At 59.8% G+C, this 24,093-nt stretch carries 19 protein-coding genes; 6 read left to right on the top strand and 13 right to left on the bottom strand.

Features of this window, described 5'->3' with window-relative positions; genetic code table 11:
- Nucleotides 1-282 precede the first annotated feature (282 nt).
- From ACP7E4_RS12380 to ACP7E4_RS12370, 3 genes are all read right to left on the bottom strand, one after another.
- The gene (locus ACP7E4_RS12380; RefSeq protein ID WP_426113599.1) at nt 283-555 is read right to left on the bottom strand and encodes a hypothetical protein; all 273 of its coding nucleotides are present in this window, start codon (nt 553-555) and stop codon (nt 283-285) included.
- Nucleotides 556-605: 50 nt separating this feature from the next.
- Nucleotides 606-899, bottom strand: coding sequence for a hypothetical protein (locus tag ACP7E4_RS12375; RefSeq protein WP_426113601.1), 294 nt, complete (start codon nt 897-899; stop codon nt 606-608).
- A 209-nt stretch (nt 900-1,108) separates the two neighbouring features.
- A complete protein-coding gene (locus ACP7E4_RS12370) occupies nt 1,109-1,876 on the bottom strand; it encodes a WecB/TagA/CpsF family glycosyltransferase (RefSeq protein ID WP_426113603.1) in 768 nt (255 codons plus the stop codon).
- A gap of 102 nt (nt 1,877-1,978) precedes the next feature.
- Here ACP7E4_RS12370 and ACP7E4_RS12365 point away from each other — a divergent pair, with 102 nt between their 5' ends.
- On the top strand, nt 1,979-3,082 hold the full coding sequence (locus tag ACP7E4_RS12365; RefSeq protein ID WP_426113605.1) for a glycoside hydrolase family 5 protein: 1,104 nt from the start codon (nt 1,979-1,981) through the stop codon (nt 3,080-3,082).
- Here the strand turns inward: ACP7E4_RS12365 and ACP7E4_RS12360 are convergent.
- From ACP7E4_RS12360 to nadC, 8 genes are all read right to left on the bottom strand, one after another.
- Nucleotides 3,079-4,362, bottom strand: a complete 1,284-nt coding sequence (locus ACP7E4_RS12360; RefSeq protein ID WP_426113607.1) for a hypothetical protein — start codon at nt 4,360-4,362, stop codon at nt 3,079-3,081. The two genes, ACP7E4_RS12365 and ACP7E4_RS12360, sit on opposite strands and share 4 nt — an antisense overlap.
- A 274-nt stretch (nt 4,363-4,636) precedes the next feature.
- Complete coding sequence (locus tag ACP7E4_RS12355; protein WP_426113609.1) at nt 4,637-5,584, bottom strand: glycosyltransferase family 2 protein; 948 nt, start codon at nt 5,582-5,584, stop codon at nt 4,637-4,639.
- Nucleotides 5,571-6,974 (bottom strand): lipopolysaccharide biosynthesis protein, encoded by a 1,404-nt coding sequence (locus ACP7E4_RS12350; protein ID WP_426113611.1) that lies wholly within the window; start codon nt 6,972-6,974, stop codon nt 5,571-5,573. The genes ACP7E4_RS12355 and ACP7E4_RS12350 overlap by 14 nt, the downstream gene beginning before the upstream one ends.
- 13 nt (nt 6,975-6,987) lie before the next feature.
- Nucleotides 6,988-8,373: an undecaprenyl-phosphate glucose phosphotransferase gene (locus tag ACP7E4_RS12345; RefSeq protein WP_426113613.1), complete on the bottom strand. Its 1,386-nt coding sequence runs from the start codon at nt 8,371-8,373 to the stop codon at nt 6,988-6,990.
- Between the two features lie 148 nt (nt 8,374-8,521).
- The gene (locus ACP7E4_RS12340; RefSeq protein ID WP_426113615.1) at nt 8,522-10,741 is read right to left on the bottom strand and encodes a GumC family protein; all 2,220 of its coding nucleotides are present in this window, start codon (nt 10,739-10,741) and stop codon (nt 8,522-8,524) included.
- A gap of 1 nt (nt 10,742) precedes the next feature.
- Nucleotides 10,743-11,270, bottom strand: coding sequence for a polysaccharide biosynthesis/export family protein (locus ACP7E4_RS12335; RefSeq protein WP_426113617.1), 528 nt, complete (start codon nt 11,268-11,270; stop codon nt 10,743-10,745).
- Between the two features lie 36 nt (nt 11,271-11,306).
- Nucleotides 11,307-12,461 (bottom strand): outer membrane beta-barrel protein, encoded by a 1,155-nt coding sequence (locus ACP7E4_RS12330; RefSeq protein WP_426113619.1) that lies wholly within the window; start codon nt 12,459-12,461, stop codon nt 11,307-11,309.
- A 506-nt stretch (nt 12,462-12,967) separates the two neighbouring features.
- The gene (gene nadC / locus ACP7E4_RS12325; protein WP_426113621.1) at nt 12,968-13,816 is read right to left on the bottom strand and encodes a carboxylating nicotinate-nucleotide diphosphorylase; all 849 of its coding nucleotides are present in this window, start codon (nt 13,814-13,816) and stop codon (nt 12,968-12,970) included.
- Nucleotides 13,817-14,161: 345 nt separating this feature from the next.
- Here nadC and ACP7E4_RS12320 point away from each other — a divergent pair, with 345 nt between their 5' ends.
- From ACP7E4_RS12320 to ampE, 3 genes are all read left to right on the top strand, one after another.
- The gene (locus tag ACP7E4_RS12320; protein ID WP_426113623.1) at nt 14,162-16,408 is read left to right on the top strand and encodes a DUF1631 domain-containing protein; all 2,247 of its coding nucleotides are present in this window, start codon (nt 14,162-14,164) and stop codon (nt 16,406-16,408) included.
- Nucleotides 16,409-16,631: 223 nt separating this feature from the next.
- Nucleotides 16,632-17,195 carry a 1,6-anhydro-N-acetylmuramyl-L-alanine amidase AmpD gene (gene ampD / locus ACP7E4_RS12315; RefSeq protein ID WP_426113939.1) on the top strand — a complete coding sequence of 188 codons (564 nt, stop codon included), beginning with the start codon at nt 16,632-16,634 and terminating at the stop codon, nt 17,193-17,195.
- Nucleotides 17,195-18,031, top strand: coding sequence for a regulatory signaling modulator protein AmpE (gene ampE / locus ACP7E4_RS12310; RefSeq protein WP_426113625.1), 837 nt, complete (start codon nt 17,195-17,197; stop codon nt 18,029-18,031). Before ampD ends, ampE begins: the two co-directional genes overlap by 1 nt.
- Nucleotides 18,032-18,152: 121 nt before the next feature.
- Here the strand turns inward: ampE and ACP7E4_RS12305 are convergent, their stop codons facing one another.
- Together ACP7E4_RS12305 and cra are read right to left on the bottom strand one after the other, a co-directional pair.
- Nucleotides 18,153-18,932, bottom strand: coding sequence for a TatD family hydrolase (locus tag ACP7E4_RS12305; protein WP_426113627.1), 780 nt, complete (start codon nt 18,930-18,932; stop codon nt 18,153-18,155).
- A gap of 3 nt (nt 18,933-18,935) precedes the next feature.
- The gene (gene cra, locus ACP7E4_RS12300; RefSeq protein ID WP_426113629.1) at nt 18,936-19,931 is read right to left on the bottom strand and encodes a catabolite repressor/activator; all 996 of its coding nucleotides are present in this window, start codon (nt 19,929-19,931) and stop codon (nt 18,936-18,938) included.
- A 347-nt stretch (nt 19,932-20,278) separates the two neighbouring features.
- On the opposite strand from cra, the gene ptsP reads away from it, so the two are divergent.
- Nucleotides 20,279-23,146 carry a phosphoenolpyruvate--protein phosphotransferase gene (ptsP, locus tag ACP7E4_RS12295; protein ID WP_426113631.1) on the top strand — a complete coding sequence of 956 codons (2,868 nt, stop codon included), beginning with the start codon at nt 20,279-20,281 and terminating at the stop codon, nt 23,144-23,146.
- Entirely contained in the window at nt 23,146-24,087 is a 942-nt protein-coding gene (gene pfkB, locus ACP7E4_RS12290; RefSeq protein WP_331150980.1) for a 1-phosphofructokinase, read from the top strand. The genes ptsP and pfkB overlap by 1 nt, the downstream gene beginning before the upstream one ends.
- The last annotated feature ends 6 nt before the right edge of the window (nt 24,088-24,093 follow it).

Genomic DNA, 24,093 nt, shown 5'->3' with positions numbered 1-24,093 from the left:
CCTGCGTCGCTGCCTGCCTTTGGGGTGGCCGGATGTGCGTGGAATGGGTGGCCGGGTCACCGTGGAATAGGTGGCCGGATGTTCATGGAATCAGTGGCCGGATGGCCGTGGAATACGCACAATATGGTGGTAGGTAGATTCCTGTTTTCGGCACCAGCTTCACGATTTACCCCGTTTCATGCTTCACCTACCTACACCGCCGCAAACGAAAAGCCCCGCACATGCGGGGCTTTTCGCGTTTTAGCAGTCGTCAATCACGTATCACTGCAACAGAACATCCTTTCAAACATTCACCTGATAAAGCCCAAGATGCCGCCCATCGACGCAGCGCACGTACGGTCCGTCGATAAAGGCCATGTCATGGCCTTCGTGGTCGACCAGGCGCCTGGGTGGGCAGAGGACGAGGATACCGATGTCGCCGCTCCAGTCGCGGCGCGGGTCGTGCTCGAGGTAGGCGTAGACCCGCCGGCCCTGGATGCGCCAGACGGGGTTTTTCTGATCGGGGTCTTTTACGTCATAGGTTGCGGCAGGGTCGAAGACGAAGTTGGCAGTCATGGCGGTGTCCGGTATCAGGCGTGGCCGACTGCACGTAAGACCAGGTCTGTTCAGTTGTTGGAGGATGACGTCTCGTTGGCGGGTAGCCAGATGCATTCGGCCAGCTGCAATGACAGGTCGGCCGATTCTCCATTGGCCAACGCTCGACAGGCATTGCTTGCCCATTCCTGGTATTCGGCGAAGGTGAATACGCCGGTGCGCTGAAGCTCCAGCAGCCGTCCGCAAAAGATGCCGATGCGGAAGATGCGGGTCGACACTTCGTCGGGTTGCCCCAACTCCTCCAATGCCATATGGAGTTCAAGTCGTCGTTGGGTTTTCAGCGATTCATCCAGGTTGTCGTTCATTGCCGCGACCCCAGTCTGGCGAAATACGTCCGCACGTCTTGGTAGAACTTAGTACAAATTAATGTTGGTACAGGACCGCTCGTCGCAGATGTCAGCGTCGCTCCATGAACCGAGAACCACTTGTCAGCAGAGCCTTACATGGCCTGCAAAAAAATCAACTATGGCTACACTGGCTTCAGGTCTTCTACGCAGTCCATCGCGCTGCGCCTCTAGGACAGGCCTCGTGGGTCGTTGTCCGAATTCGAAGGTTTCTCTGTGTCGCTCCTGATCTCTTTGATGATGACGGGAACGATCCGGTAGGCATCCCTGACGTAACGCTTGCCCAGCCGCCGTGGCTCGTGAATGAAACGATGCAGCCATTCAAGTGACAGGCGTTGCATCCATTCCGGTGCCCGCCTGACTTTTCCTGAAAGAAACAGCAGTGACGCGCCGACGCATAGGCCAATCCCTACAGCCCCGCGACTTTCGAACACGCGCAGCGCGAGTATTTCCTGGCGCGGCGAGCCCACCGAAAACACCACCATGCGCGCCGGATGTTGATTGACAAAATCAACGGCGCGTTCGATTTCCCGGGCATCGTCGATAAAACCCATCGGCGGGTTGTAATGGCGGAAGGTGATCGAGGGATTCAACTGCTGCAACGTGGCAATGACTTCCTGCTCACAGCCGATGACCGTCACTGTCCAGCCGCGCTCCTGCGCAATCTGGATCATGTCCCGAGTCAGCGTGCTGCCGGGAATCGCTTCAGCGATGTCGGCGTGCAATCGATTCAACAGCGGGAACAGCACGCGGCTGTCGCATAGCCGATACGCAGCGTAGCTGTAAGCCCTGCGCAAATCCTTGTCGTGTTCCAGCATCACCACGTGGTCGACGTTTGGCGTCACGACGTAGCGAAACGACCTGCCGCTGAGTACGGTCAGTTCGCGGACGAGATCCTTTCGCTGCCGATGATAGAACTCGATGCCGAATACTTTCATAAGGTGCTCCTTGCGCTTTGATCGCCGTGGCTCACGCGATTTTCCGGAGGGACTTGCCTGAAGCATCTGCCTGGATGCATCAAAACAAGGGGGTCAGCTCACATGCTCGATTCACTGGACTCAGCCGCGGTGGCGACGCTTGAAAAGCCATCGATCACAACGCCAGGCGGCATCGACTGGACGAGCAAATTGCTGCTGGTTGTCGTGCTGTTGCTGCTGTCCTTTGCCGCCAATGCGCAAAAAACCGCCAGGCAAGCGCCGATGGTCTTGATCAATGTCTCGGGTGCGGAGTTTTCCGAGGGCGTCTGGCCGGGGGAAAACGGCACGCATTATTTTTTTCCGGACGAGAATTACTTCGATAAATGGCAAGCCAGAGGCATCCGCGCGATTCGCTTCCCCATGCGCTGGGAACGTTTGCAGCGCAAGCTGGGCGGCGAACTGGATGAAACCTATGCAACGCTGATCGACAAAATGCTGATCCAGGCCGAGCGGCGCGGGATCAAGGTCACGCTGGATGTGCATAACTTCGGGCGTTATGAAAATGAAGTGCTGGGCAGCAAGCACGTGCCGATCAAGGCTTATCGGGATCTGCTGCACCGGGTGTCGCTACGCTGGCGGGATTTTCGGGCGCTGTACGCCTACGACATCATGAACGAACCCCATGACGAGGCCGACGAGTATTGGCCCAAGGCAGCACAGGCGGGAATTTTCGCCATTCGTGCCAATGACTGGCATCGCCCGATCATCATCGAAGGGCGCTCCTGGTCGAGTGCGACGCGTTGGCCGCAGCACAACGATGCGTTACTGGACCTGAAAGATCCGTCCAACAATCTGATTTATTCCGCCCATTTGTACTTCGATGAAGACGCCAGCGGGCGCTATCAGAAAGTCCTCGGGCAGCGCTTCGATCCTGACATTGCGGTGAAGCGCGTCCGGCCTTTTGTCGAGTGGCTGGAGAAAAACGGCAAGCGGGGCCAGATTGGCGAAGCCGGATTCCCGGCGGACGACCCGCGCTGGGCGCAGGCCATGGATCGTTTGCTGGCCTACCTGCAAGAAAAATGCGTGCCGCTGGCGTATTGGTCGGCGGGCTCGGCGTGGGGCGATTACTCGCTGTCCATCGAACCGGTAAACGGCCGTGATCGTCCGCAATGGCCGGTGCTGGCGAAATACCTGGTAGCGCCACACTGCACGGTGACCCGGCGTTAGCTTTTTGCCAGCTCAACGGTCCGGCTTCGCAGGGCATCTTCTGGCGGCCAGTTTTTCTTCGTTGCGGCTGCCGGCGACTCTTGCGTCCGGGCGTAATAAACGAATGCGGCGATGGACAGCCCGGTGATTTCCCCGCCGTACATGATGGTGTTGGAGAAGAAGAAATTGATCCCGTTGAACCAGAATGTCAGCTGCAAAGCGTTGAGCAGATCGCCTTTTTTCCGGCAATAGGACATGAAGCGAAAGAAGCCCAGGTAGTAGATCAGCGCAATAGCTGGAGCCAGGAAACCGAACCGGTAATAAACCCCGAGCAAGCCCACATCCGACAGATAAAAGTAGCCGTTGTACAGCCGCGAGAAACCACCTTGCCATTGCAGCGACAGCGCACCCATGCCGATCAGGCCGTTGCGCGCCACTTCCTCGACCACGATCCGGGTCGTGATATTGCGCACACCCGGTTCCCGCGCCTCAAACAACAGCGCATCAAACCTGCTCAGTTGCGCAGCGAAAAAATCCGGAGCCAGAAAAAAAGCTGCCAGCAGCACCGCGCTCGCCAGGATGCCCAGCTTGGCCAGGAGCCCGACCCGGCTGCGAAAGATCCAGATCCCCGCCAGCGCCCAGATCAGCATGGTGTTGCGCGTCTGAATCACCAGCCAGAGATACGAAGCGAACAACAGCAACAACGCGACGGCGAGCCAGGACATGGATCGTTGCAGGCGGTACATCAGCATGAAGGCGCAGGCGCTGACATAAGGTGCGCCAATGCTGAAGCGATTGGGCCGCAACGGATTGATCCCGTAATCCTTTTCATCGACGGTAAAACTCACGTCGTTGTTTTCCGGCAACACGCCCAAGTAATACAGATAACCCACCACCACGCAGGCCACAGCGCAGCAGAGCATGAATCTCTCCAGCTGTTGCTGCGTGGGATGCGCTTTTATCAGTAAAAACAGCATCGGGAAGAACAGCAGATACAGAAAGCTGCGGCGCTCTTCCAGCAGGCCAAAGCCAAAAGGCTGGCCGAAGTTCAGCGCGGCCAGCAGCGCCGAAAGCAGCGGCAGCACCAGGCCAAAAAAAAGTATCCACAGGCCTGCGCGCGACTGCTGGGCGCGGCTCCAGGTCAGCAATAAAACCAGGGCACCGAGCACGATGGCGACGATAAACAATTCGCGCAGATACGGGATGCCGGCTTTTTTATCATCGGTCAGAAACAGACACGCCGAGTTCATGAACAGCAGCAAGAACAGCAAGGCGCGATAGGCAAAGAGTTTGCGAATCATCGGAGGAGTCTCTTATCAAAGACCACTTAATCTCGTTGGAGATTCTATGTCTGAGGGCAACCGTCAGGCGCCGCAGATGTATTGTCTGAACCGACGCCTTCCCGGCTAAAGCCGGTCCCACTAGATCGCGCTGGTTTTGTGGGACCGGATTTATCCGGGAAGACGGCATTCCAGTAGACGACGCTTGCCCGCGAAGGCGTCAAATCAGGCGACGCATATGTCGACTGGAATACCGAATCGCGGGCAAGCCTCGCTCCAACGGGACCTGCGTTGCTCAGCGCCACGAAAAAGCCAGACCCTCAGTAATGCCCTTGATCCCATAACGGATGTTCTTCAGGTTGTGGCGGTTTTGCAGGGCGGTGATTGCTGTCAGGGCCAGCGCCGAAAACAGGTAGCAGGGCATTGAGTGGAATTTTTTGTTGTACATGATCGCGGCGCGGTTTCGATAGAAATGGAACATGTGGCTGCGGTTCTGGGTGCTGGCGCTGTCGCCGTGGCGGGCGAAGCTGCGCGTCGCCACCTGACAGGTAAAGCCCAGGCTGGCGGCGCGGCGTTGCCAGTCCACTTCTTCGGAGTACATGAAATAGCGTTCATCCATCAGGCCGACGCGCTGGATGACATCCCGCTTGATCAGCAGCGAGGCACCCATCAGGTAATCAGGTTTCGGCAGTTTGGCAAGGTGATGGCCCAGCTCGTCGCGGCCAAGGTTCTTGCCGATCAACCGGGCCTTGCCCAGCCACGGATAAAGCTGACCACCGCCGACACACTGGACGATATCCGGATGATCGGCATAGACCAGAATCGACGCGCAAAACCCGCAATCGGGATCGCTGGCAAGGGTCGACAGCAGCGCCTGCAATGAGTCTGCTTCAACGGTGATGTCGTTATTCAGCAGCCAGATGTAGTCGTAGCCGGCGCGGAACAAGTAATCGATGCCCACGTTGTTGCCGCCGGCATAGCCGTAGTTGCCTGCGTTTCTGATCAGGCAAGTGCGGTGTCTGGTCTGATGCTCGCGGATCTGCTGCTCCGTGCCGGTCCAGGTATCGCCATCGGTTCGCGTGCTGAAATAGTCGCTCAAGCGCTGGTAATCCGCAGCTTCGGAATGATTGTCGACTACCACGATGGGAACCGCGCAGTAAGCGTCCACCGACCTCACGCATTTGATGGTCTGTTCCGCGCCATTCCAGTTGAGGATCAGCGCGCATACGTTATCCATGGCCATGTTCGGGTGACTCCTGGGCGGACGAGAGCTCGCGGGCCGGGGTGTTCTGGCGTTGATGCCAGCGCCTGGCTCCAGACAGAACAACAACGATCAGGCCCAGGTTGATTGCGGTATTGGCCGCCGCGAAGGCCATCACCACCGCCAGGGCATCCTTGAACACCAGCGCGCCAGCGAGTACTGCGACGACTCGCAACGTGGTGCTGACAATCTCGAAGAGCAGAAAGCGTTTTTGCAGGCCCAGCGCCGGGATTGCCACCGCGCAGGGGCCAGCCATAAAGCCAGCGAACTCTGCCAGGGCCAGCCAGCGGGCGTATTCTCCGGCGGCCGCCCATTGCGCGCCGAATACCAGGCCGAATAGCCAGGGTCCGGCCAGCGCCAGTGTGGCGAACGGCACGATCCCCACCAATGCCATGCCGGCCACGCCGCGCACCAACAGCCCGGTGACCGGTTCGTCGGCATGAATCGCCTGGGTGATTCGTGGGTAATAAACGCTGCCAACCGCCTTGCCGATAAAGTTGCTCGGCATGCTCAATACTTGCTGGCACAAGGCGAAGAATCCTGCGGAAACCGCACCGAATGACGCCGCCAGAACCAGCGTCGGCATGTGTACGGAAAGTGCATTGATCAGCACCTGCGGCGCGCGAAATAGCGGGAAATCCCGATACTGTGCCGCCAGTTTCGGCAGGCTGACGAGCGTTGGCGGGTTGGCCGGGGCGAGGTTGTTTACGGCGGGTTTGAAGGTCATGCCCAGCAACAGCAATGCGCTGTGGATCAGGTAATACAGCGCGCTGGTCACCACCAGTACCGGCGCCGAGGCCTGCACGAGTCCGGCCAGGCTGCGCGTCGCGTTATAGACCAGCGCATGCAAGGTTGCGCCGCGCGCGGTCAGGCTGAAACGCTGGGTTCGATACAACCATTGCTGGGTGATTTCCAGCACGGCGGCGCTGAACATCACGATGGGCAGCAGCATCAGGTAAGGCGTCAGCATATCGATGCCCAGCGCGCCGGCCATCGCTGGCCCCTGAAAATACAAAAGCAGCGCGGACAAGCTCGCGATGCTCAGCGCCACCCACAGCGAAAGCCGGATCAGGCCGCAGGCGTCGGTGTCGCTTTTGGGCAGGACGATCGCCATGGGATACGTCAGCGCACACGCCGGAATCAGGATGATGGTCAGGCTCTGGAACGTGCCGACCACACCGAACGCCTCCGGCCCATAGATACGCATGATGACTGGAATCAGCGCCAGGTTGATCGCCTGCGCCCCGGCACTGCCGGACACCGTCGTGGCGATGTTGCGCAGCAGGCGCGCGCGGGTCACCTGCTGCCATCGCCCGCGCCAGCCGCTGCCTCGGTCTGGCAATACGGCGCTGCCGGATTCCTGATCAGCCATTTCCGTCTCCATCTCAATAGATATTGCGCGAGAACAGCGTGAACGGCGTCTTGAGCAGGATTTTGATATCCAGCCAAAGCGACCAGTGATTAATGTAGTCCAGGTCTTTTGCCAGGCGTTCTTGCATCTTTTCCAGGGTTTCGGTTTCACCTCGACAGCCGCTGACCTGCGCCAGGCCGGTGATCCCCGGCTTGATTCGGTGGCGTGCGGTGTAAGCGAGGATTCTCGCGCCGTAATACTGGTTATGAGCAATCGCGTGCGGGCGCGGGCCAACCATGGCCATTTCTCCGCGCAGCACATTGATCAGCTGGGGCAGTTCGTCCAGCGAGGTGCGGCGCAGAAAAGCGCCAACCGGCGTGACCCGTGGATCATCGCGGGTCGCCTGTTGCACCTGGTTGTCCTCATGCACGCGCATCGAGCGAAATTTCCACACCTGGATGACCTCGCCGTTGCAGCCATGCCGGGGCTGGCGAAAAAACACCGGGCCTCGCGACGACAGCTTCACCGCCAGGGCAATGACCGACATCACCGGCAGCAGCACCAGCAAGGCGAGCAGCGCCAGGCTGCGGTCGAACATTTCCTTGCCCAGAGTGGCGGCGGGATGAGAGCTGCGCGGCGTCTCATTGAGATAAATCGCCGGGAACTGCTCGATCTGCGAAACCGACTGGTTAAGCAGCAGCATGCTGCCGAAATCCGGCACCCAGACCACGTCCACATTCAGGTCCAGCAGGCTCAGGTAGATGGCTTCAATCTGGGTGATCATGTTCAGTGCCAGAGCGATGTAAACCCGCCGCACGTGATCGTCTATGACCATATCGCGCAGCTGCGCCAGTTCGCAAAGAACCGGAGGCTGACCGCCTATCGAGGAAACGCCGGGTTCGGTCGCCACCAGCCCAAGCACCGGAACCCGCTGCCGCAGCTGTTCAGCCAGGGTGTAAGCCATGGGGCTGGTGCCGATGATTACCGAGACACGCTCCCTGCGCAGCCAGCGCGAATGCAGGCTGACCAGATAGCGCAAGGGCAGGTACGTCGCACCTTGCGCCAGATAACCCGCGACTGCGGCCTCGAACAGCAAGCTGTTGTCCAGATCGCCATGGTCGAGGCAAACCAGGGACAGCACCGCCAGCGCGACGACCAGCAGCAGCCAGCCGGCGAACAGGCGCAGCAACCCCATCAGATAGCCGAAGCGCTTGTGATAGACATGCAGCAGGCCATAGATCGGCACCGAGGCGAGCACGCCGACGATCATCAGCACCCGGTAGGCGTAGGGCACCGCGCCGATTGCATGATAGACGATGGCGCAGGTCACGAGCGTGGTCAGGCCCATGGCGCAGATCCATTGCGCCCAGAACGTCAGGCCGCGTCGATTGACCGACGGATGTAGGCGTTGAGCAAGCATGGTGGACATCTCCCCGATGGGTGGCATCGCGCAGTTGCTCGCCCTCGGCATCGGCGAGTCAAACAACGCATGCAGCGGCCAGAATGTGCAGGCGATAACGTGCGCAGCCGCGCCACGATGACAGCGGCCCATCACGCGCAATTACGCCTTACTGGGTGGTTTCACGAGGCAGATAGCGGTAGTGCTGGCTGTATCCCTGGCGTCCTTTCAACGGGGTGATTTGGTTGAGCACCACGCCGGTCAGCGGAGCGCCGTTTTGCAGAAGTTGGTCGATGCACTGATGGACGAGCGGAGCGGGCGTGCTGTCGGACTTGATCACGTAGATCGCCGCGTCGGCCATGGCGCACAGCACCGCTGCATCGCTGACCGCATCACTGGCCGGAGAGTCGAGAATGATCCGGTCGTAATGCTGCCGGGCCCACTCGATGAAGCGTCCGAAGTTGGCCGAGGCCAGCAGCTCCAGCGGGTTAGGCGGCACTTCGCCCGCAGTGAGAATGTCCACCTGGCCGACGCGGTGGATGCACGCATCGATTTTCGCCTGGCCGGTAATCAGGCTGGCGAGGCCAGGCTGCGCAGCGTTCATGCCGAGACTGCGCGCCAGGTTGGGACGGCGCAGATCGGCCTCGATCAACAGCACCCGTTCCAGTTGGCCCAACGCAAACGCCAGATTGACTGCGATGGCGCTCTTGCCTTCGCCGGGCAGGGTCGAGGTGATGACCAGCAGGCCGCGCCGCTTCTGGGTATCGCCCAACATGATCGCGGTGCGCAAGGTGCGGATGGCTTCGGTAAAGCCTGCGTCGTCGTTGCGTTCGAACTGCCGGGAAATGCTGCTGCGACTTTTCTTCTGCAACAGTGGCACCAGGCCAAGCACTGGCAGGTTGAGTTTCCTGGCGATGTCGTCGCCGGATTTGAAGCCATTGTGCAACGTGTCGCGCAGCAGGAAAAACACGCAGCCGAGTACCAGCGCCAGCAGCGCAGTGATCGACGCGATCAGGGATTTCTTCGGTGCGCTGGGTTCGCTGGGCACGATGGCGGGGTCCACGATGCGTGCGTTACTGACGCCGATATCAGCGGTCGCCGTGGTCTCGCGCAGCCGGGTGACGAAGGTGTCGTACAAGGTGCGATTGCTGTCCACGTCCCGTTGCAGCTCGCGCAGTTTGAATTCCTTGCGAGAGATGTCCTGAATTTGCGCCCGGCTGGTATCCACCGATGAGCGCAAGGATTCTTCATTGGCGCGCGCCAGCTGGTAATTGCGCTCAAGGCCCGCCACGACCTGATCGACCTGGCCGCGCAGACTCGCCTGGGCGGCCGCGAGGTCCGAACGCGCGGCGATCATTTTCGGATGGCGATCCCCGTAACGGCGCGACAGTTCGTCGACCTTGGCCCTGGCCTGCGCCTCGTTGGCCTGGAATTGCTGGATCACCGGATTGCCGATCACTGCTGGCACGCTGGACAGGTCGGCCAGGCTTTTTGAGCCGAGCATCGCCTTTACCTGCGCGTACTGGCTTTGCGCTTCAGCACGCTGGCGGCGCGCATCGATCATGCGGTCACTGGTTTTCGACAGTTCGTTGGCGCTGAGCGTGACCACGCCGTCCACGTCCACCAGGCCTTCGGCATCGCGGTAGCGTTGCAGTTTGTTTTCCGACTCCTGCAGTTGCGTGCGCAACTCTATCATCCGGCTGTTCATCCATTTCGACGCGTTCAATGATTCATTCATTTGCGCATCGAGCCGGCTGTCCAGATAGCCGTGGGCCAGCGCGTTGGCCGCCAGCGCGGCGGTTTCCCGGTCGGCCAGGCTCACGCTGATATTGACCAACTGACTCTTGCCCTGGGCACCGACGCTGGTGCGTTCCATCAATTCCCGCACCGTGGCGTCAAAGACTTCGGTCGGGGTCATGCTGTGACTGGCAAGCCAACTGGCGGGAAAGGCGCTCGGGTAAAGCCTGGCAATCTCCGCGCGCGCCTTTCGCATCAGATGCAGACGCTGGCGTGGATCGAACTCGGGGTGTTCGGTCAGGTGCAACTGGCGCACCACACGCTCGGCCACCGCTCGACTCTGGATCAGCGTGATCTGGGTTTGCAGGTAGTCGACGGCGGCGTTCGGCGAATCGTAGGTCGGCTGCTGAAACGTGATCAACGTGGCGCCCTTGGGCTCGATGACCAACGATGCCGTGGCGCGATAGACCGGCGTGATGTTTTGCAGAATCAGTACCATGGCCAGGGTCGCGGCCACCGCCAGTGCGGCGATGCGCCATTTTTGCGTCCAGAGGATCAGGCCCAGCTTGCGCGAGTCGATGAAGTCGCGGTCATCGGCGATGGGCGCGTAATGCTGCGGCAACCTTGGGTTGCTCAACGTCATTTGGTCCATGTCAGAAGAACCCCTGTTCGATGGTGATGGTGTCGCCAGGTTCGACCAGCGTGTTCAGGCTCGCCTTCTGGCTGCTGCGCCGCGTATCGGCACCGCGCACGATGTAGATACGCCGGTCCGAAGCGCGCTCGGTCAGGCCGCCGGCCAGGGCAATCGCCCGATCCAGGGTCAGGCCCGGTTCGAATGGGTAGCCACCGGGCAACTTCACCTCGCCGCTGATGTAGAACGGCCGATAAGCCAACACGCTGACCGAGACGCGGGGCGCAACCAGATAGCCGTCCTTGAGTTTGTTCGTCAGCAAGGCCTCGACTTCACCTGGCGTCTTGCCTTTGGCGTTGACCTCACCGATGAAGGGGTAGGAAAAGGTGCCGGCATCATTCAGACGGATTTCCGCGAAGCTGAGGTCCGTTTCACCAAAGACATTGATCCGCAGAATATCGCCTGAGTTGAGTTGGTACTGGGGCGCAGCGAATACCGGGCCGCTGACGATGAGCAACAGCGCAATGCGACAGAACTGGCTTAGAGACATGTTTTTTTCCTCCAGATGCTCCAGTTGCGTCAGGGCTCAAAGGCTCAGGTCGAGACTCAACAGGTAAACATTGCGCGTGTAGCGCTCGTCGATGACGTTGGAATCGTTGTGCCAGTGCCGATAACCGAGGCTGACTTCGGCCCAGCGGTTCACGGCATAGATCAGCGACGCGCCGTAGGTGTCCAGCGTGTCGTCGCGGCTCAGTCCCAGGTATTCGCGCTCGGCGTGGCGGTAGTCGAGCTTCGAGGAAATCCAGCCCGACCATTTGTGGGTCCAGCTCAAACGGGTGCTGGTGGTATGGACCGTGCTGGCACCGTCGTCACCTTCATCGAAGGCCTTGCGCATGTCCAATTCGAAGGTGGAGTAGGTGCGCGGTTTCCAGGCCAGGCCGACTTCCCAGGTCGGGCTGCTGCGGTCGCTGACCGCGCCACTGTCGAAATCCTTGCGTTCATAGCCGACGCGCAGACTGCCGCTGGTTTTGGCCGTTACATCCCGAGTGAAGCCGATCAGTGCCGCGCTGCCGGTGCTGTTGCGCGGACTGCCCGGCATCACGTAGTCATAGTCGCTGCGCCGTAGTTCAAACAATCCTCGGGTGCGCCCGCCAAGCCGGTGATACCAGGTCGCGACATAAGCGCGGGTGTCGTGTTCTTCATCTTCGTTGAGATTGCCGCTATTGCGATAACGCAATTCTTCGTACTCGGCGGAAACATCGATCTGGTTCATGCCGCTCTGCGTGCCGAAGCTATAACCGAGCAGCGCGTTCTTCAGGGTGTACTTATCGTTTTCCAGCGGGTCGGCGGTATCCGCTGTTTCCTCGGCGCGCTTATAACCCAGTTCCCATTTCAATCGGTTGCGTGAATCGAATTCCAGCACGCTTCTGAGTGCTACTTGCTGGTCTACATGGCTGGCGTCGGCGTGATCCTGAAAGGTCTCGCTGTCCACGGTGTATTCAAGTTGATAAGCACTTTTGCGTGTTTGCGCTTCCAGCAGGAAAGTGGGGCGCAGCGAAGTAATCCATGATGACAAGGCGCCGTTGTGGAGGGTGCGGAAGTTATCGTCATACCGTTCACCCACCTTCAGCGTCGGCGTGAACTCGAAACCACCGACTTCAATGCTCTGTGGTTTACCGGCCATGGCTGACATCGGAAAGGGCGAAAGGACAAGCAGTGCCAGCCAGTTTTGCCTGTTCATTTGCATGATCCGTTGGCGCCGCACGAGAACGCGCTGCGCAAGGCGATTGCCGGTTGCGCGGTCGTGTTCACCACGACGAGCTTGTCTGGGGGAGAGGTCTGGAGTTGCCGAATAACGGGTAGGCTACCGCCCGAGTTTTACTTTACTCGACTCTATCTAACGGCTAAAACTTTTGGCGATAACAGTAAGTTCGCTTTTATTAAATATTCGGAATGCAAGACAAGCGCAACCGTTCAGAGTCGTGCAGTGACAAACGGTATGGGAGGGTTTTAATATTGAAACAGTGGATCAATTTGTTATGCGTGGATAAATAAAGTTAATGAGTTGTTTGGCGCTTTCCAGCTATGTAGACGATTTCTATAAATAGAGATTTTACAGTGTTAATTATTCGTAACCCGGACATTGGGTAGACGGGCTTTTGTGGGAGAGGACTGTCCTCTCCCACAAATCACCGCGGTGTTTGACTCGCGGGCAAGTCGGAAGGCCGCCCGCTCGTTCCAACGAATTTAAAGACTCAACCGCATCGACAGATCCACCGCTTTTACATCCTTGGTCAGTGCGCCGATGGAGATGTAATCCACGCCGGTTTCGGCGATCACCCGCAATGTCTGGTCATTGATACCGCCACTGGCTTCGAGTTTGGCGCGACCGGCATTGATCGTCACTGCCTCGCGCATATCGTCCAGGCTCAGTTCATCGAGCATGACAATGTCCGCACCGGCATCCAGTGCCTGACGCAGTTCGCTGAGGCTTTCCACTTCGATTTCCACCGGTTTGCCGGGCGCAATCTTGTGCGCGGCGTTGATCGCTTCAGCGATACCGCCGCTGGCGGCGATGTGGTTTTCCTTGATCAGGAAGGCATCGAACAAACCAATGCGATGGTTATGGCAGCCGCCGCAGGTAACCGCGTACTTCTGCGCCATCCGCAGGCCGGGCAGCGTTTTGCGGGTGTCCAGTAACTGCACTTGAGTGTCAGCGACCATGTCGGCGTAATGCTGCGCTTTGGTGGCCACGCCCGACAGCATCTGCAGGAAGTTCAGCGCGCTGCGTTCGCCCGTCAGCAGTGAGCGGGCCGGACCTTCCAGATGAAACAACGCCTGGTCCGGTTTGACCCGATCACCGTCGACCACTTGCCAATGCACCGCGACACGCGGGTCCAGTTGGCGAAACACGGCATCGACCCAGGCGGTGCCGGCGATGACCGCCGCATCCCGGGAGATCACCGTGGCCTTGGCCAGACGCTCAGCCGGAATCAGTTGGGCGGTGATGTCGCCACTGCCGACGTCTTCCAGCAACGCCCGGCGCACGTTGGCCTCGATTTCGGTGCTCAGGGCGGCGAGTTGTAAATTCGGCATATCGGACTCCACTAACAAAGTGGCGCGAGTATAAGGCAGGTTTTCCCTGCGACCCACCTACCCAGGGCTCCCGTGTAGCGAACCAGGACTGCTGTTGGTCGGTTTTTTCAGCGCGTTTGCGATGGAATGGCTTTTCTGCGGTCTATGGCTGTAGCGGTCAATCTATCGATTGTTCAAAACGGCAAAACCAGTGCTGGCGCCGTGGACATGATTTGAAAGATAATCCGACTTGTATTTGACGTCATGACTTTGACGTCTCTTCAGCGCATACGTATTACCCCGCAAAAACGGTGCTTTGAGCCCGGATTGTGAAGAGGTCGCGGCTGTTTCCTGGTAGGGGGCTTGATGCAAAACGACGAAAAAGTTGTGCCGTTGAACAAAGTGACCCCTGAACTGGCCGCCAATTCGCCGCTTGCCCGTTTGCCGGTCGTGCTCCTGCAAGTCAGGGACAAGGCTGCGCAACAGCTCAAGGAAGCCTTGCAGGCGTTATTCGATAACGCTGACGACACGCTTTTCGAGATGGCGGATCGCGCGCACAACAACACCGAACAGAACACGTTTTTCGAAGCCATGCGCGACCTGCGTCTCAAGCGCAAAAGCATCGAGCGAGCCTTTCTCGACAAGTTTTATGAGGCGTTCCTGCGCCTTGGTCAGTATCAGATCACCGAGCCAGTGATCCCGGGGGCGATGTCGTTTGACAAGCTGGCCCTGGTGCACAACGACGACCTGGAAAAAACCGTCGCCGTGGATGCCATGGTTGCCAAGGTTCTGAGCCGCGATGGCGTTGCCCTTGGGCAGCTGACCACGCGTCTGAACCAGCTGATCACCCAGCCATTGAGCGACAACTCCAACCCGATGGGCCCGGCAATGCTCTGCGATTTCTTCCTGCAGGCTGGCCGCAGCCTGGGCGTCGAGATCAAGGTCAAGCTGATCATTCTCAAACTTTTCGAAAAATACGTACTGGCCGATGCCGATCATTTATATGCCGAAGCCAATCAGCTATTGATTGCCACCGGCGTGCTGCCCGAACTCAAAGCCTTGCCGGCTCGTCGCGCGTCAGATCGCGTGACCCGCCAGGCCCGCACCAGCGACCTGGCCGATCCTGACCTGGCCCAGGCTGCGGATAAGCTCGACAAAGGCGTGCAGGAAGTTTTTTCTGCCTTGCAGGAATTGCTGTTGCAGGTGCGCGGCAATCTCGCGCCACGCCATGAGCCCAATGCCGAAGCCCGGCCGATTTCCAGCCAGGACCTGCTGCGCCTGCTGTCGCACTTGCAGCAATACGTGCCTTCGCCGGAAGCGCAGGACGATTTCGATCTGCGCAATCAGCTTGAGCAATTGCTGACCCGCGTCAGCGTGAAAAGCGGCAAGTTCCGCGTGGTTGGCGGTGGCGACGAAGACGTGATCAATCTGATCGCCATGCTCTTCGAATTTATCCTTGATGATCGCAACTTGCCGTCGTCGCTGCGGGCCTTGATCGGACGCCTGCAAATCCCGATGCTCAAAGTCGCGGTCATCGACAAAAGCTTTTTCAGTCGCGGCAGTCATCCTGCGCGACGGCTGCTCAACGAAATTGCCTCCGCAGCCTTGGGCTGGGGCGGACGGGACGACTACCAGCGCGACTCGCTGTATGTGCGCGTCGAACAGATCGTGCAGCGCCTGCTCAATGATTTCGTCGACGATCCAGCGATCTTCTCCGAGCTGTTGGTGGATTTCCTGGCGTTTACCAGCGATGAGCGACGCCGTAGTGAACTGCTCGAACAACGTACCCGTGACGCCGAGGAAGGCCGCGCTCGTGCCGAAATGGCCCGTCTGCGCGTGCAGCACGAATTAAACGATCGATTGGTCGGCAAGACCTTGCCGGAAGTGGTGGTGCGCTTGCTTCAGGAAGCCTGGAGCAAAGTGTTGCTGCTGATGTGTCTCAAGCACGGTGACGAGTCCGGCGAGTGGGAAGCGGGTCTGGCTGCCATGGATGACCTGATCTGGAGCGTCGAACTGCACGAAGAACCCGAAGCCCGCCAGCGCTTGCTGGATCTGGTGCCGGGTTTGCTCAAGGCGCTGCGTGAAGGCCTGGCCAGCGCGGCGTTCGATCCGTTCGCCACCAGCGAATTCTTCAGTCAGCTCGAAGTGCTGCATGTGCAAGCGTTCCAGCACTTCTCGAAAATGCAGGACGAGGCTGCCGAAGGCGTTTCGTTGGAAGCTGAAGGCGAGGGCGGGACAGGCCTGTCGATGATCGAAGTGGTTGAAGAAATCGTACTGGTCGCGCCCGGTGATCAGTTGATCAGCGAACCTGTTCAACGCCTTCCGGACGATGACGCAGGCCTGTTGCAAGTCGACCAGTTGCGCCTGGGTTGCTGGGTCGAGATTCAGGAAGACGAAGAGCACCGCTTGCGCTGCAAACTGGCGGCAATCGTCGAACCGAGCGGTCGTTATGTGTTCGTCAACCGCACCGGCATGAAAGTCCTGGAAAAAACCCGCATGGGTCTGGCCGTGGAATTCCGTCGCGGCGCCATCCGCATGCTCGATGACGCGCTGTTGTTCGACCGCGCCCTGGAATCAGTGATCGGCAACCTGCGCAAGCTCAAGGGCGTTTGACCGACGCGGCCGGCCTCCCACGGTTGCATTCCGTGGGACCGGATTTATCCGGGAAGAGGTCGTTTCGTTCACTGCATTTTCGTCGTCAGAAATGCCGTCTTCCCGGATAAATCCGGTCCCACAGTTGAAAATTGATACATTCGCGCCGCCAATTTACTCCCCCACACCATCCCCCACAGCGGGCATACTTGCGGCTATCGATTTGTCCGTTCAAGGAACACTCATGCATCTGGACCCCGCAAGCGGTTGGTGCCAAGGCGTGCAGCACTGCCCATCGCCCAATTTCAACGCGCGCCCGGCGAATGAAATCTCGTTACTGGTGATCCACAACATCAGCCTGCCCCCAGCCCGGTTCAAGACCGGCAAGGTGCAGGCTTTTTTTCAGAATCAGCTGGACGTTAATGAGCACCCTTATTTCGCGGGCATTGCCGATTTGCGCGTATCGGCGCATTTTCTGATTGAGCGTGATGGCGACGTCATCCAGTTCGTATCCTGTCTGGAACGGGCCTGGCACGCAGGTGTGTCGAGCTTTCAGGAACGGGACACCTGCAACGATTTTTCCATCGGCATTGAGCTTGAGGGCACCGATGATCAACCGTTCACAGACGCGCAGTACACTGCCCTGATTGAATTGACCCGCCAGTTGCAGGCCGCGTTCCCGGACATCACCGGCGAGCGAATCTGCGGGCACAGCGACATTGCACCCGGCCGCAAGACGGATCCGGGGCCGTTTTTTGACTGGTCGCGCTTTCGGTCGGCCCTGCTGGACGAAGTGAGGAGTAAATAATGAGTTTCCTGGTGTTGCTGCTGGCTGTCTGGATAGAGAAGTTTTCCGCCCTGCGTCAGCGCGTGCAGCGTGACTGGCCTTGGTTGAGCGAAATGTCCCGGCTTGAAACGAACCCGCGTTTCGCCTCGCGGCCCTGGCTGATCCTGAGCGTGCTGGTCTTGCTGCCAGTTGTGCTGCTGGCGTTGATGCTGGTGGTGTTGGGCTCGGTGTTCAACGGCTGGCTGGCTTTGCCGGTGCATCTGCTGGTGTTGATTTACAGCCTGGGTCGCGGCGATCTGATTGCCGCGCTCGGGCCGTTTCGCGATGCTTGTCGGCGCGGTGACGCAGAGGCCGCCGTGCTGGTGGCCGAACGTGACATGCAGGTCGAGGCCGATAACAGCGAGCAGTTGCTCGAAGGTGTTCAGGGTTATCTGTTGTGGCAGGCTTATCAAAGCTTCTTTGCGGTGATTTTCTGGTATTTCCTGCTCGGTCCGGTGGCTGCGCTGGCCTATCGCCTGTTGGCCCTGGCCGCTGAAAACGGCAAGACCCCTGGATTACGAGACGCTGCCGGGCAACTGCGGCACGCTTTCGACTGGGTACCGGTGCGCCTGTTGGCGGCCAGCTTCGCTCTGGTCGGCAACTTCGTCGCCGTCAGCCGGGTGATGCTGCACGAGCTGCTCAACTGGAACATCAGCGCCGCTCAGCTGATCGCGAAAATCGGCTGCGTCGCCAGTGAAGTCCCTGCGCCGGTGATGGGCGCCGACGGCGTGACCAGCCTGGACGTGCTCTGGGAATTGCTGATCCGCGCGGCGATTGTCTGGTACGCGGGTTTTGCGTTGTGGACGTTGTTTGTCTGATCTTTGATATGCGCACGCGCATTCCGTGGGAGCAAGCTTGCTTGCGAAGGCGATATTTCGGTCGATGAAGATAGGGCGGATGTGCTTGCCTATTCGCGAGCAAGCTCGCTCCCACAAATATTCATTGCCACCCAAACAACTCCCGCGCATTACGCGTGCTGGCCTCGGCCAGTTGCCCGGCGGAAATATTCATCAGCTCGGCCAATGCCGCACAAATCTGCGGCAGGTGTTCCGGGCTATTGCGTTGGCCTGGGAACATGGCGGGTGCCATATCGGGTGAATCGGTTTCCAGCACCACGCTGTCCAGTGGCAGTTCGGCAATCACCCGATGCATGCGCAAGGCTTGCGGCCAGGTCGCAGCGCCGCCCAGGCCGAGTTTGAAACCCAGCTTGATGTACTCCCGCGCCTCTTCGCGACTGCCGGCAAAGGCGTGAATGATCCCGCAGCGCTTGAGCTTGAAGCGTTTCAAACTTGCGATCACGTCGGCATGGCTGCGCCGCACATGAATCAGCGCGGGCAGATTGAAGTCCACAGCGAGTTGCAGTTGGGCGTCGAACAATTGCTGCTGGACCTGACGATCCAGCGTCTCTATGTAGTAATCCAGGCCGATTTCACCCACGGCACACAGTTGCGGATGGCCTTGCAGCCGAGACAGCCAATCACCCAGCTCAACCAGATGCTCGGGGCGATGCTCATCGATGTATACCGGGTGCAGGCCGAACGCCGCATGTAGAGCCGAATCGCTCAGGGTCAAATCCCAGAGCCGTTGCCAGTAACGCTGATAAACCCCCAGCGCCACCAAACGCTCGACACCCAATCTCTGGCAGTTGGCGAGGATAGTTGCGCGATCCGCGTCGAAGTCCGGAAAATCCAGATGCGTGTGGGTATCGATCAGCGTCAACGATCAGCCCTCGTGAATACGTTGCTTGAAGGTGCGCGCAATCGCGTGAACTCCCGGTTCGTACTGCTCCTTTTCAATCGCGGTCAAGGCCAGTTCCAGAGCCATGCTGGCAATGACCTGATGCTGTTGCGCCATGGCGTTGACCGGCAACGGCAGGAAATCCAGCAGTTGCGTGTCACCGAATGTCCCCAGGTGAAACTGCTGCGGATTCACCGCGTGGCTCTGCAAGACGTCGAAAATCCCCTGCAACAAGACGTAGGACGTGGTGATCAGCGCGTCGGGGAAATGCCCCAGGCGTTCCAGCACCTCATTCATCAAGCGCTGGCCGCACTGGCGACTGAACGCTTCGCCATGCTCCAGAATGACTTTTCCGGAAAAATCGGTGAGGGCGTGTTCGAAACCATCGGCACGGGCGCGGCTGATGATCAGTTCCGGGCGTGCGCCGATCAGGGCGAAGTGCGCCGGCTTGGAGGCCAACAAGCTTTGGGTCAGGCGCAGGCTGGCGTCATGGTCGTCGCTGACCACCGAACAGAAATGTGCCGGGTCCATTTCCCGGTCGATGGCAATGATCGGCAGGCCTTTGCTTTGCAGCTCGCGGTAACTGTCATCGCTGGCGGGCAGGCAACTGGCGACGAACAGTGCGTCGCAGCGACGGGCGCGAAACAATTGCAGCAGTTGCAGCTCGCTGATGGGATCGTCGTCGGAACTGGCGATCAGCAACTGGTAGCCCTGCGCCCTTGCGCCTTGCTCCAGCAACTTGGCGATGCGCGCAAAACTGGGGTTTTCCAGGTCCGGCAGGATAAAGCCCAGAGTGCGCGTGTGGCGGCTGCGCAGCCCGGCGGCTTGCGGGTTGGGCCGGAAACCATGCTCCTCGACCACGGCGCGAACGCGCTCGACGGTGGCGTTGCTGATGCGCTGCTGTTCGGCCTTGCCGTTGATCACGTAACTGGCGGTGGTCACGGAGCACCCGGCCAGGCGCGCAATATCACTGAGTTTCAACGCTGGAATTCCTTTTGTTATTGAGCGCTTCGAAACGGCGTGGGGGGATTTTCGCCCATCCCGGCCGATCATGACAGCAGACCTTTACCGACAAGCAAACGCTCAGATTTATTTGCCTTCGGCGCCAGGCATCAGACCGAGTGGGCTTCAACCGGCGCGGATAATCAAGTAACGTGCCGGGCATTGTAGATTAAACGATTCAGCTATTTTTTTTGAGTGGCCGTCATTACGGTGAAAAACGCTGTCAGATGGTTATCGTTTTCATCACCTAAGCTGTCGATCAACCTTTACTGATCGTTCTTAAAACAAGAATCCAGGCGCTATACCGCGCTGCACAGGAGTTAGGCATGCTCGAGCTTACCGTAGAGCAAATTTCCATGGCCCAGACGGCTGTGGATAAGTCCGCCGCATTGCAATTGCTTGCTGATCTGCTGGTCGCCGATGGTCTGGTTGCCGAAGGCTATCTGACCGGTTTGCAGAACCGCGAACTGCAAGGCTCGACCTTTCTCGGTCAGGGCATCGCGATTCCCCACGGCACTCCCGAAACCCGCGATCAGGTGTTCGCCACCGGCGTGCGCCTGATGCAGTTCCCCGATGGGGTGGATTGGGGTGACGGGCACATCGTGTACCTGGCCATTGGTATCGCCGCCAAGTCCGATGAGCATCTGCGCTTATTGCAATTGCTGACCCGCGCTCTGGGCGAAACCGACCTGGGCGAAGCCCTGCGTCAGGCGCAAACCCCTGAAGCGCTGCTGCAACTGCTGCAAGGTGCGCCGCAAGAGCTGGCGCTGGATGCGCAGATGATCAGCCTGGGTGTGTCGGCGGATGATTTCGAAGAGTTGGTCTGGCGCGGCGCCCGGCTGTTGCGCAAGGCCGAATGTGTCAGCAATGGCTTCGCCGCAGTGTTGCAGCAAGTCGAAGCGCTGCCGCTGGGCGATGGATTGTGGTGGCTGCACAGCGAGCAAACCGTCAAGCGTCCGGGCCTGGCTTTTGTTACGCCGGACAAGCCGATCCGCTATCTGGGCCAGCCGCTGAACGGTCTGTTTTGCCTGGCCAGCCTTGGCGAAGCCCACCAGGCCTTGCTTGAACGTCTGTGTTCATTGCTGATTGAAGGTCGCGGCCATGAATTGGGCCAGGCCACCAGCAGTCGCGCGGTGCTTGAAGCGCTGGGCGGCGAGTTGCCAGCTGAGTGGCCAACCCAGCGCGTGCCGCTGGCCAACGCTCATGGATTGCACGCCCGTCCGGCGAAGATTCTTGCGCAACTGGCGAAAAATTTCGAAGGCGAGATTCGTGTCCGCGTGGTCGATACTGGCGAAAGCGCGGTGTCGGTGAAGAGCTTGAGCAAGTTGCTCAGCCTTGGCGCGCGACGCGGTCAGGTGCTGGAGTTCATCGCCGAGCCGAGCATCGCCGCCGACGTCCTGCCCGCATTATTGGCCGCCGTGCTGGAAGGGCTGGGCGAGGAGATCGAGCCGCTGCCGTCGGCATCGTCCCCCGCGCCAGCCTCCCTTGAAGCGGTGATCAGCAAAGCAGTCGTCGCACCGCTGGACGGCAGCCAGTTGCAGGCTGTGCCCGCGTCGCCGGGCATCGCCATTGGTCCGGCCCATATTCAAGTGTTGCAAGAATTTGATTACCCGCTGCTGGGCGAGTCGGTTGCCATCGAACAGCAGCGCTTGCAGGGTGCTCTGGCCGAAGTGCGCCAGGATATCGAAGGCCTGATCCAGCGCAGCAAGGCCAAGGCCATTCGCGAGATTTTCATTACCCACCAGGAAATGCTCGACGATCCTGAGTTGAGCAACGAAGTCACCTTGCGCCTGAAGCAGGGCGAAAGCGCGGCGGCGGCCTGGGCCAGCGTGATCGATAGTGCCGCGCGTCAGCAGGAGCAGTTGCACGATGCGTTGTTGGCCGAGCGTGCGGCGGATCTGCGCGATGTGGGTCGTCGGGTGCTGGCGCAGATTTGCGGCATCGAAACCCTGGTCGCGCCGGACGAACCCTACATCTTGGTGATGGACGAAGTCGGGCCATCCGATGTTGCGCGTCTGGACCCGCTGCAGGTTGCGGGGATTCTCACCGCGCGCGGCGGTGCCACGGCGCACAGCGCAATCGTCGCCCGTGCCCTGGGCATTCCGGCGCTGGTTGGTGCGGGTGATTCCGTGCTGCTGATCAAGCCGGGCACGGTGTTGTTGCTCGACGGCCAGAAAGGCCGCTTGAGCGTCGCGCCGGATGTCGCAACCTTGCAACGCGCCGCTCAGGAGCGCGACACCCGCGAGCAGCGTCTGCAAGCCGCTGCCGAAAAACGCATGGACCCGGCGGTGACCCGCGACGGCCATGCGGTGGAAGTCTTCGCCAACATCGGCGACAGCGCCGGTACGCCTGCTGCCGTTGCTCAAGGTGCGGAAGGTATTGGCCTGCTGCGTACTGAATTGTTGTTCATGGCCCATTCCCAGGCGCCGGATGAAGCGACCCAGGAAGCCGAATATCGCCGCGTGCTCGACGATCTGCAAGGTCGGCCGCTGGTGGTACGCACGCTGGATGTCGGCGGTGACAAGCCGCTGCCGTACTGGCCCATCGACAAGGAAGAAAACCCGTTCCTCGGCGTTCGTGGTATCCGCTTGACCCTGCAACGTCCCGAGATCATGGAAGGCCAGTTGCGCGCCTTGTTGCGCGCGGCCGATAACCGCCCGCTGCGCATCATGTTTCCCATGGTCGGCACCGTAGAAGAATGGCGTCAGGCGCGAAACATGACCTTGCGCCTGCTGGAAGAAATTCCGGTCGCTGACTTGCAGATCGGCATCATGATCGAAGTGCCGTCGGCAGCCTTGCTGGCGCCGGTGTTGGCCAAAGAAGTGGATTTCTTCAGCGTCGGCACCAACGACCTGACGCAATACACCATGGCCATCGACCGTGGTCATCCAACGCTGTCGGCTCAGGCTGACGGCCTGCACCCGGCTGTGCTGCAATTGATCGACATCACCGTGCGCGCGGCCCATGCCCATGGTAAATGGGTCGGCATCTGCGGCGAGCTGGCCGCTGATCCATTGGCGGTTCCGGTGCTGGTGGGGCTCGGTGTCGACGAGTTGAGCGTTTCGGCGCGCAGCATTGGCGAAGTCAAAGCCTGCGTGCGTGAACTGAACCTGAGTACCGCGCAACAACTGGCGCAAACCGCGCTGACCTTAGGCAGCGCCAGCGAAGTTCGCGCGCTCGTGGAGGCTTTGTAATGGCGAAAATTCTTACCCTGACCATGAACCCGGCGCTGGACCTGACCGTGCAACTCGGTCCTTTGCAGCTGGGGCAGGTCAATCGCAGTGAAGCCATGCTCAGCCATGCGGCGGGCAAAGGCTTGAACGTGGCGCAGGTGCTGGCCGATCTCGGCCATCAACTGACCGTTGCCGGATTTCTCGGCATTGATAATCAGCAGCCCTTCGAAGCGCTGTTTGCCCGGCGCGGATTTGTCGATGAATTTGTCCGGGTGCCCGGCGAGACCCGCAGCAACATCAAGCTGGCCGAGCACAGTGGACGCATCACCGACTTGAACGGGCCAGGCCCGATGGTCAGCGAAGAGGCGCAGCAAGCCTTGTATGCGCGAGTCGAGCAGATCGCTTCCGGTTTCGACGCGGTCGTGGTTGCTGGCAGCCTGCCGCGCGGGGTCAGCCCGGAATGGCTGCACAAGCTGCTGGTGCGTCTGAAGGATCTGGGCCTGAAAATCGCCCTGGACAGCAGCGGCCTGGCGTTGCGCGCCGGAATTGCGGCTGGCCCGTGGTTGATCAAGCCCAACACCGAGGAGCTGGCCGACGCGCTGGACGCGCCGATCATCTCCATCGCCGCCCAGGCCGAAGCCGCTGCCGGTCTGCGCGCCAAGGGCATCGAACATGTGGTGATTTCCCAGGGATCAGAAGGTGTTCACTGGTTCAGCTCCAGTACCGCACTGCAATCCTTGCCACCCAAAGTCACTGTGGCCAGCACTGTCGGCGCGGGCGATTCGCTGTTGGCGGGCATGGTCCACGGCCTGCTCAGCGGCCACTCGCCGCAACAAACCTTGCGCACCGCGACCGCGATTGCGGCCATGGCCGTGACCCAGATCGGCTTTGGCATCAGCGATGCGGCGCAACTCAAACGGCTTGAAAGCGGCGTCAATGTGCGCACTCTGGCAGAACAATAAGAGAGG

The organism is Pseudomonas sp. DSP3-2-3 (genome assembly GCF_049898225.1).
GTDB lineage: Bacteria > Pseudomonadota > Gammaproteobacteria > Pseudomonadales > Pseudomonadaceae > Aquipseudomonas.
Note: the sequence above shows the minus strand (reverse complement) of the source record. Positions and strands in the feature narration are given on the sequence as shown.

Coding starts and splice junctions, on each gene's coding strand:
- ACP7E4_RS12380 (WP_426113599.1), bottom strand. CDS start 555: ATGACTGCCAACTTCGTCTTCGACCCTGCCGCAACCTATGACGTAAAA.
- ACP7E4_RS12375 (WP_426113601.1), bottom strand. CDS start 899: ATGAACGACAACCTGGATGAATCGCTGAAAACCCAACGACGACTTGAA.
- ACP7E4_RS12370 (WP_426113603.1), bottom strand. CDS start 1,876: ATGAAAGTATTCGGCATCGAGTTCTATCATCGGCAGCGAAAGGATCTC.
- ACP7E4_RS12365 (WP_426113605.1), top strand. CDS start 1,979: ATGCTCGATTCACTGGACTCAGCCGCGGTGGCGACGCTTGAAAAGCCA.
- ACP7E4_RS12360 (WP_426113607.1), bottom strand. CDS start 4,362: ATGATTCGCAAACTCTTTGCCTATCGCGCCTTGCTGTTCTTGCTGCTG.
- ACP7E4_RS12355 (WP_426113609.1), bottom strand. CDS start 5,584: ATGGCCATGGATAACGTATGCGCGCTGATCCTCAACTGGAATGGCGCG.
- ACP7E4_RS12350 (WP_426113611.1), bottom strand. CDS start 6,974: ATGGCTGATCAGGAATCCGGCAGCGCCGTATTGCCAGACCGAGGCAGC.
- ACP7E4_RS12345 (WP_426113613.1), bottom strand. CDS start 8,373: ATGCTTGCTCAACGCCTACATCCGTCGGTCAATCGACGCGGCCTGACG.
- ACP7E4_RS12340 (WP_426113615.1), bottom strand. CDS start 10,741: ATGGACCAAATGACGTTGAGCAACCCAAGGTTGCCGCAGCATTACGCG.
- ACP7E4_RS12335 (WP_426113617.1), bottom strand. CDS start 11,270: ATGTCTCTAAGCCAGTTCTGTCGCATTGCGCTGTTGCTCATCGTCAGC.
- ACP7E4_RS12330 (WP_426113619.1), bottom strand. CDS start 12,461: ATGAACAGGCAAAACTGGCTGGCACTGCTTGTCCTTTCGCCCTTTCCG.
- nadC (WP_426113621.1), bottom strand. CDS start 13,816: ATGCCGAATTTACAACTCGCCGCCCTGAGCACCGAAATCGAGGCCAAC.
- ACP7E4_RS12320 (WP_426113623.1), top strand. CDS start 14,162: ATGCAAAACGACGAAAAAGTTGTGCCGTTGAACAAAGTGACCCCTGAA.
- ampD (WP_426113939.1), top strand. CDS start 16,632: ATGCATCTGGACCCCGCAAGCGGTTGGTGCCAAGGCGTGCAGCACTGC.
- ampE (WP_426113625.1), top strand. CDS start 17,195: ATGAGTTTCCTGGTGTTGCTGCTGGCTGTCTGGATAGAGAAGTTTTCC.
- ptsP (WP_426113631.1), top strand. CDS start 20,279: ATGCTCGAGCTTACCGTAGAGCAAATTTCCATGGCCCAGACGGCTGTG.
- pfkB (WP_331150980.1), top strand. CDS start 23,146: ATGGCGAAAATTCTTACCCTGACCATGAACCCGGCGCTGGACCTGACC.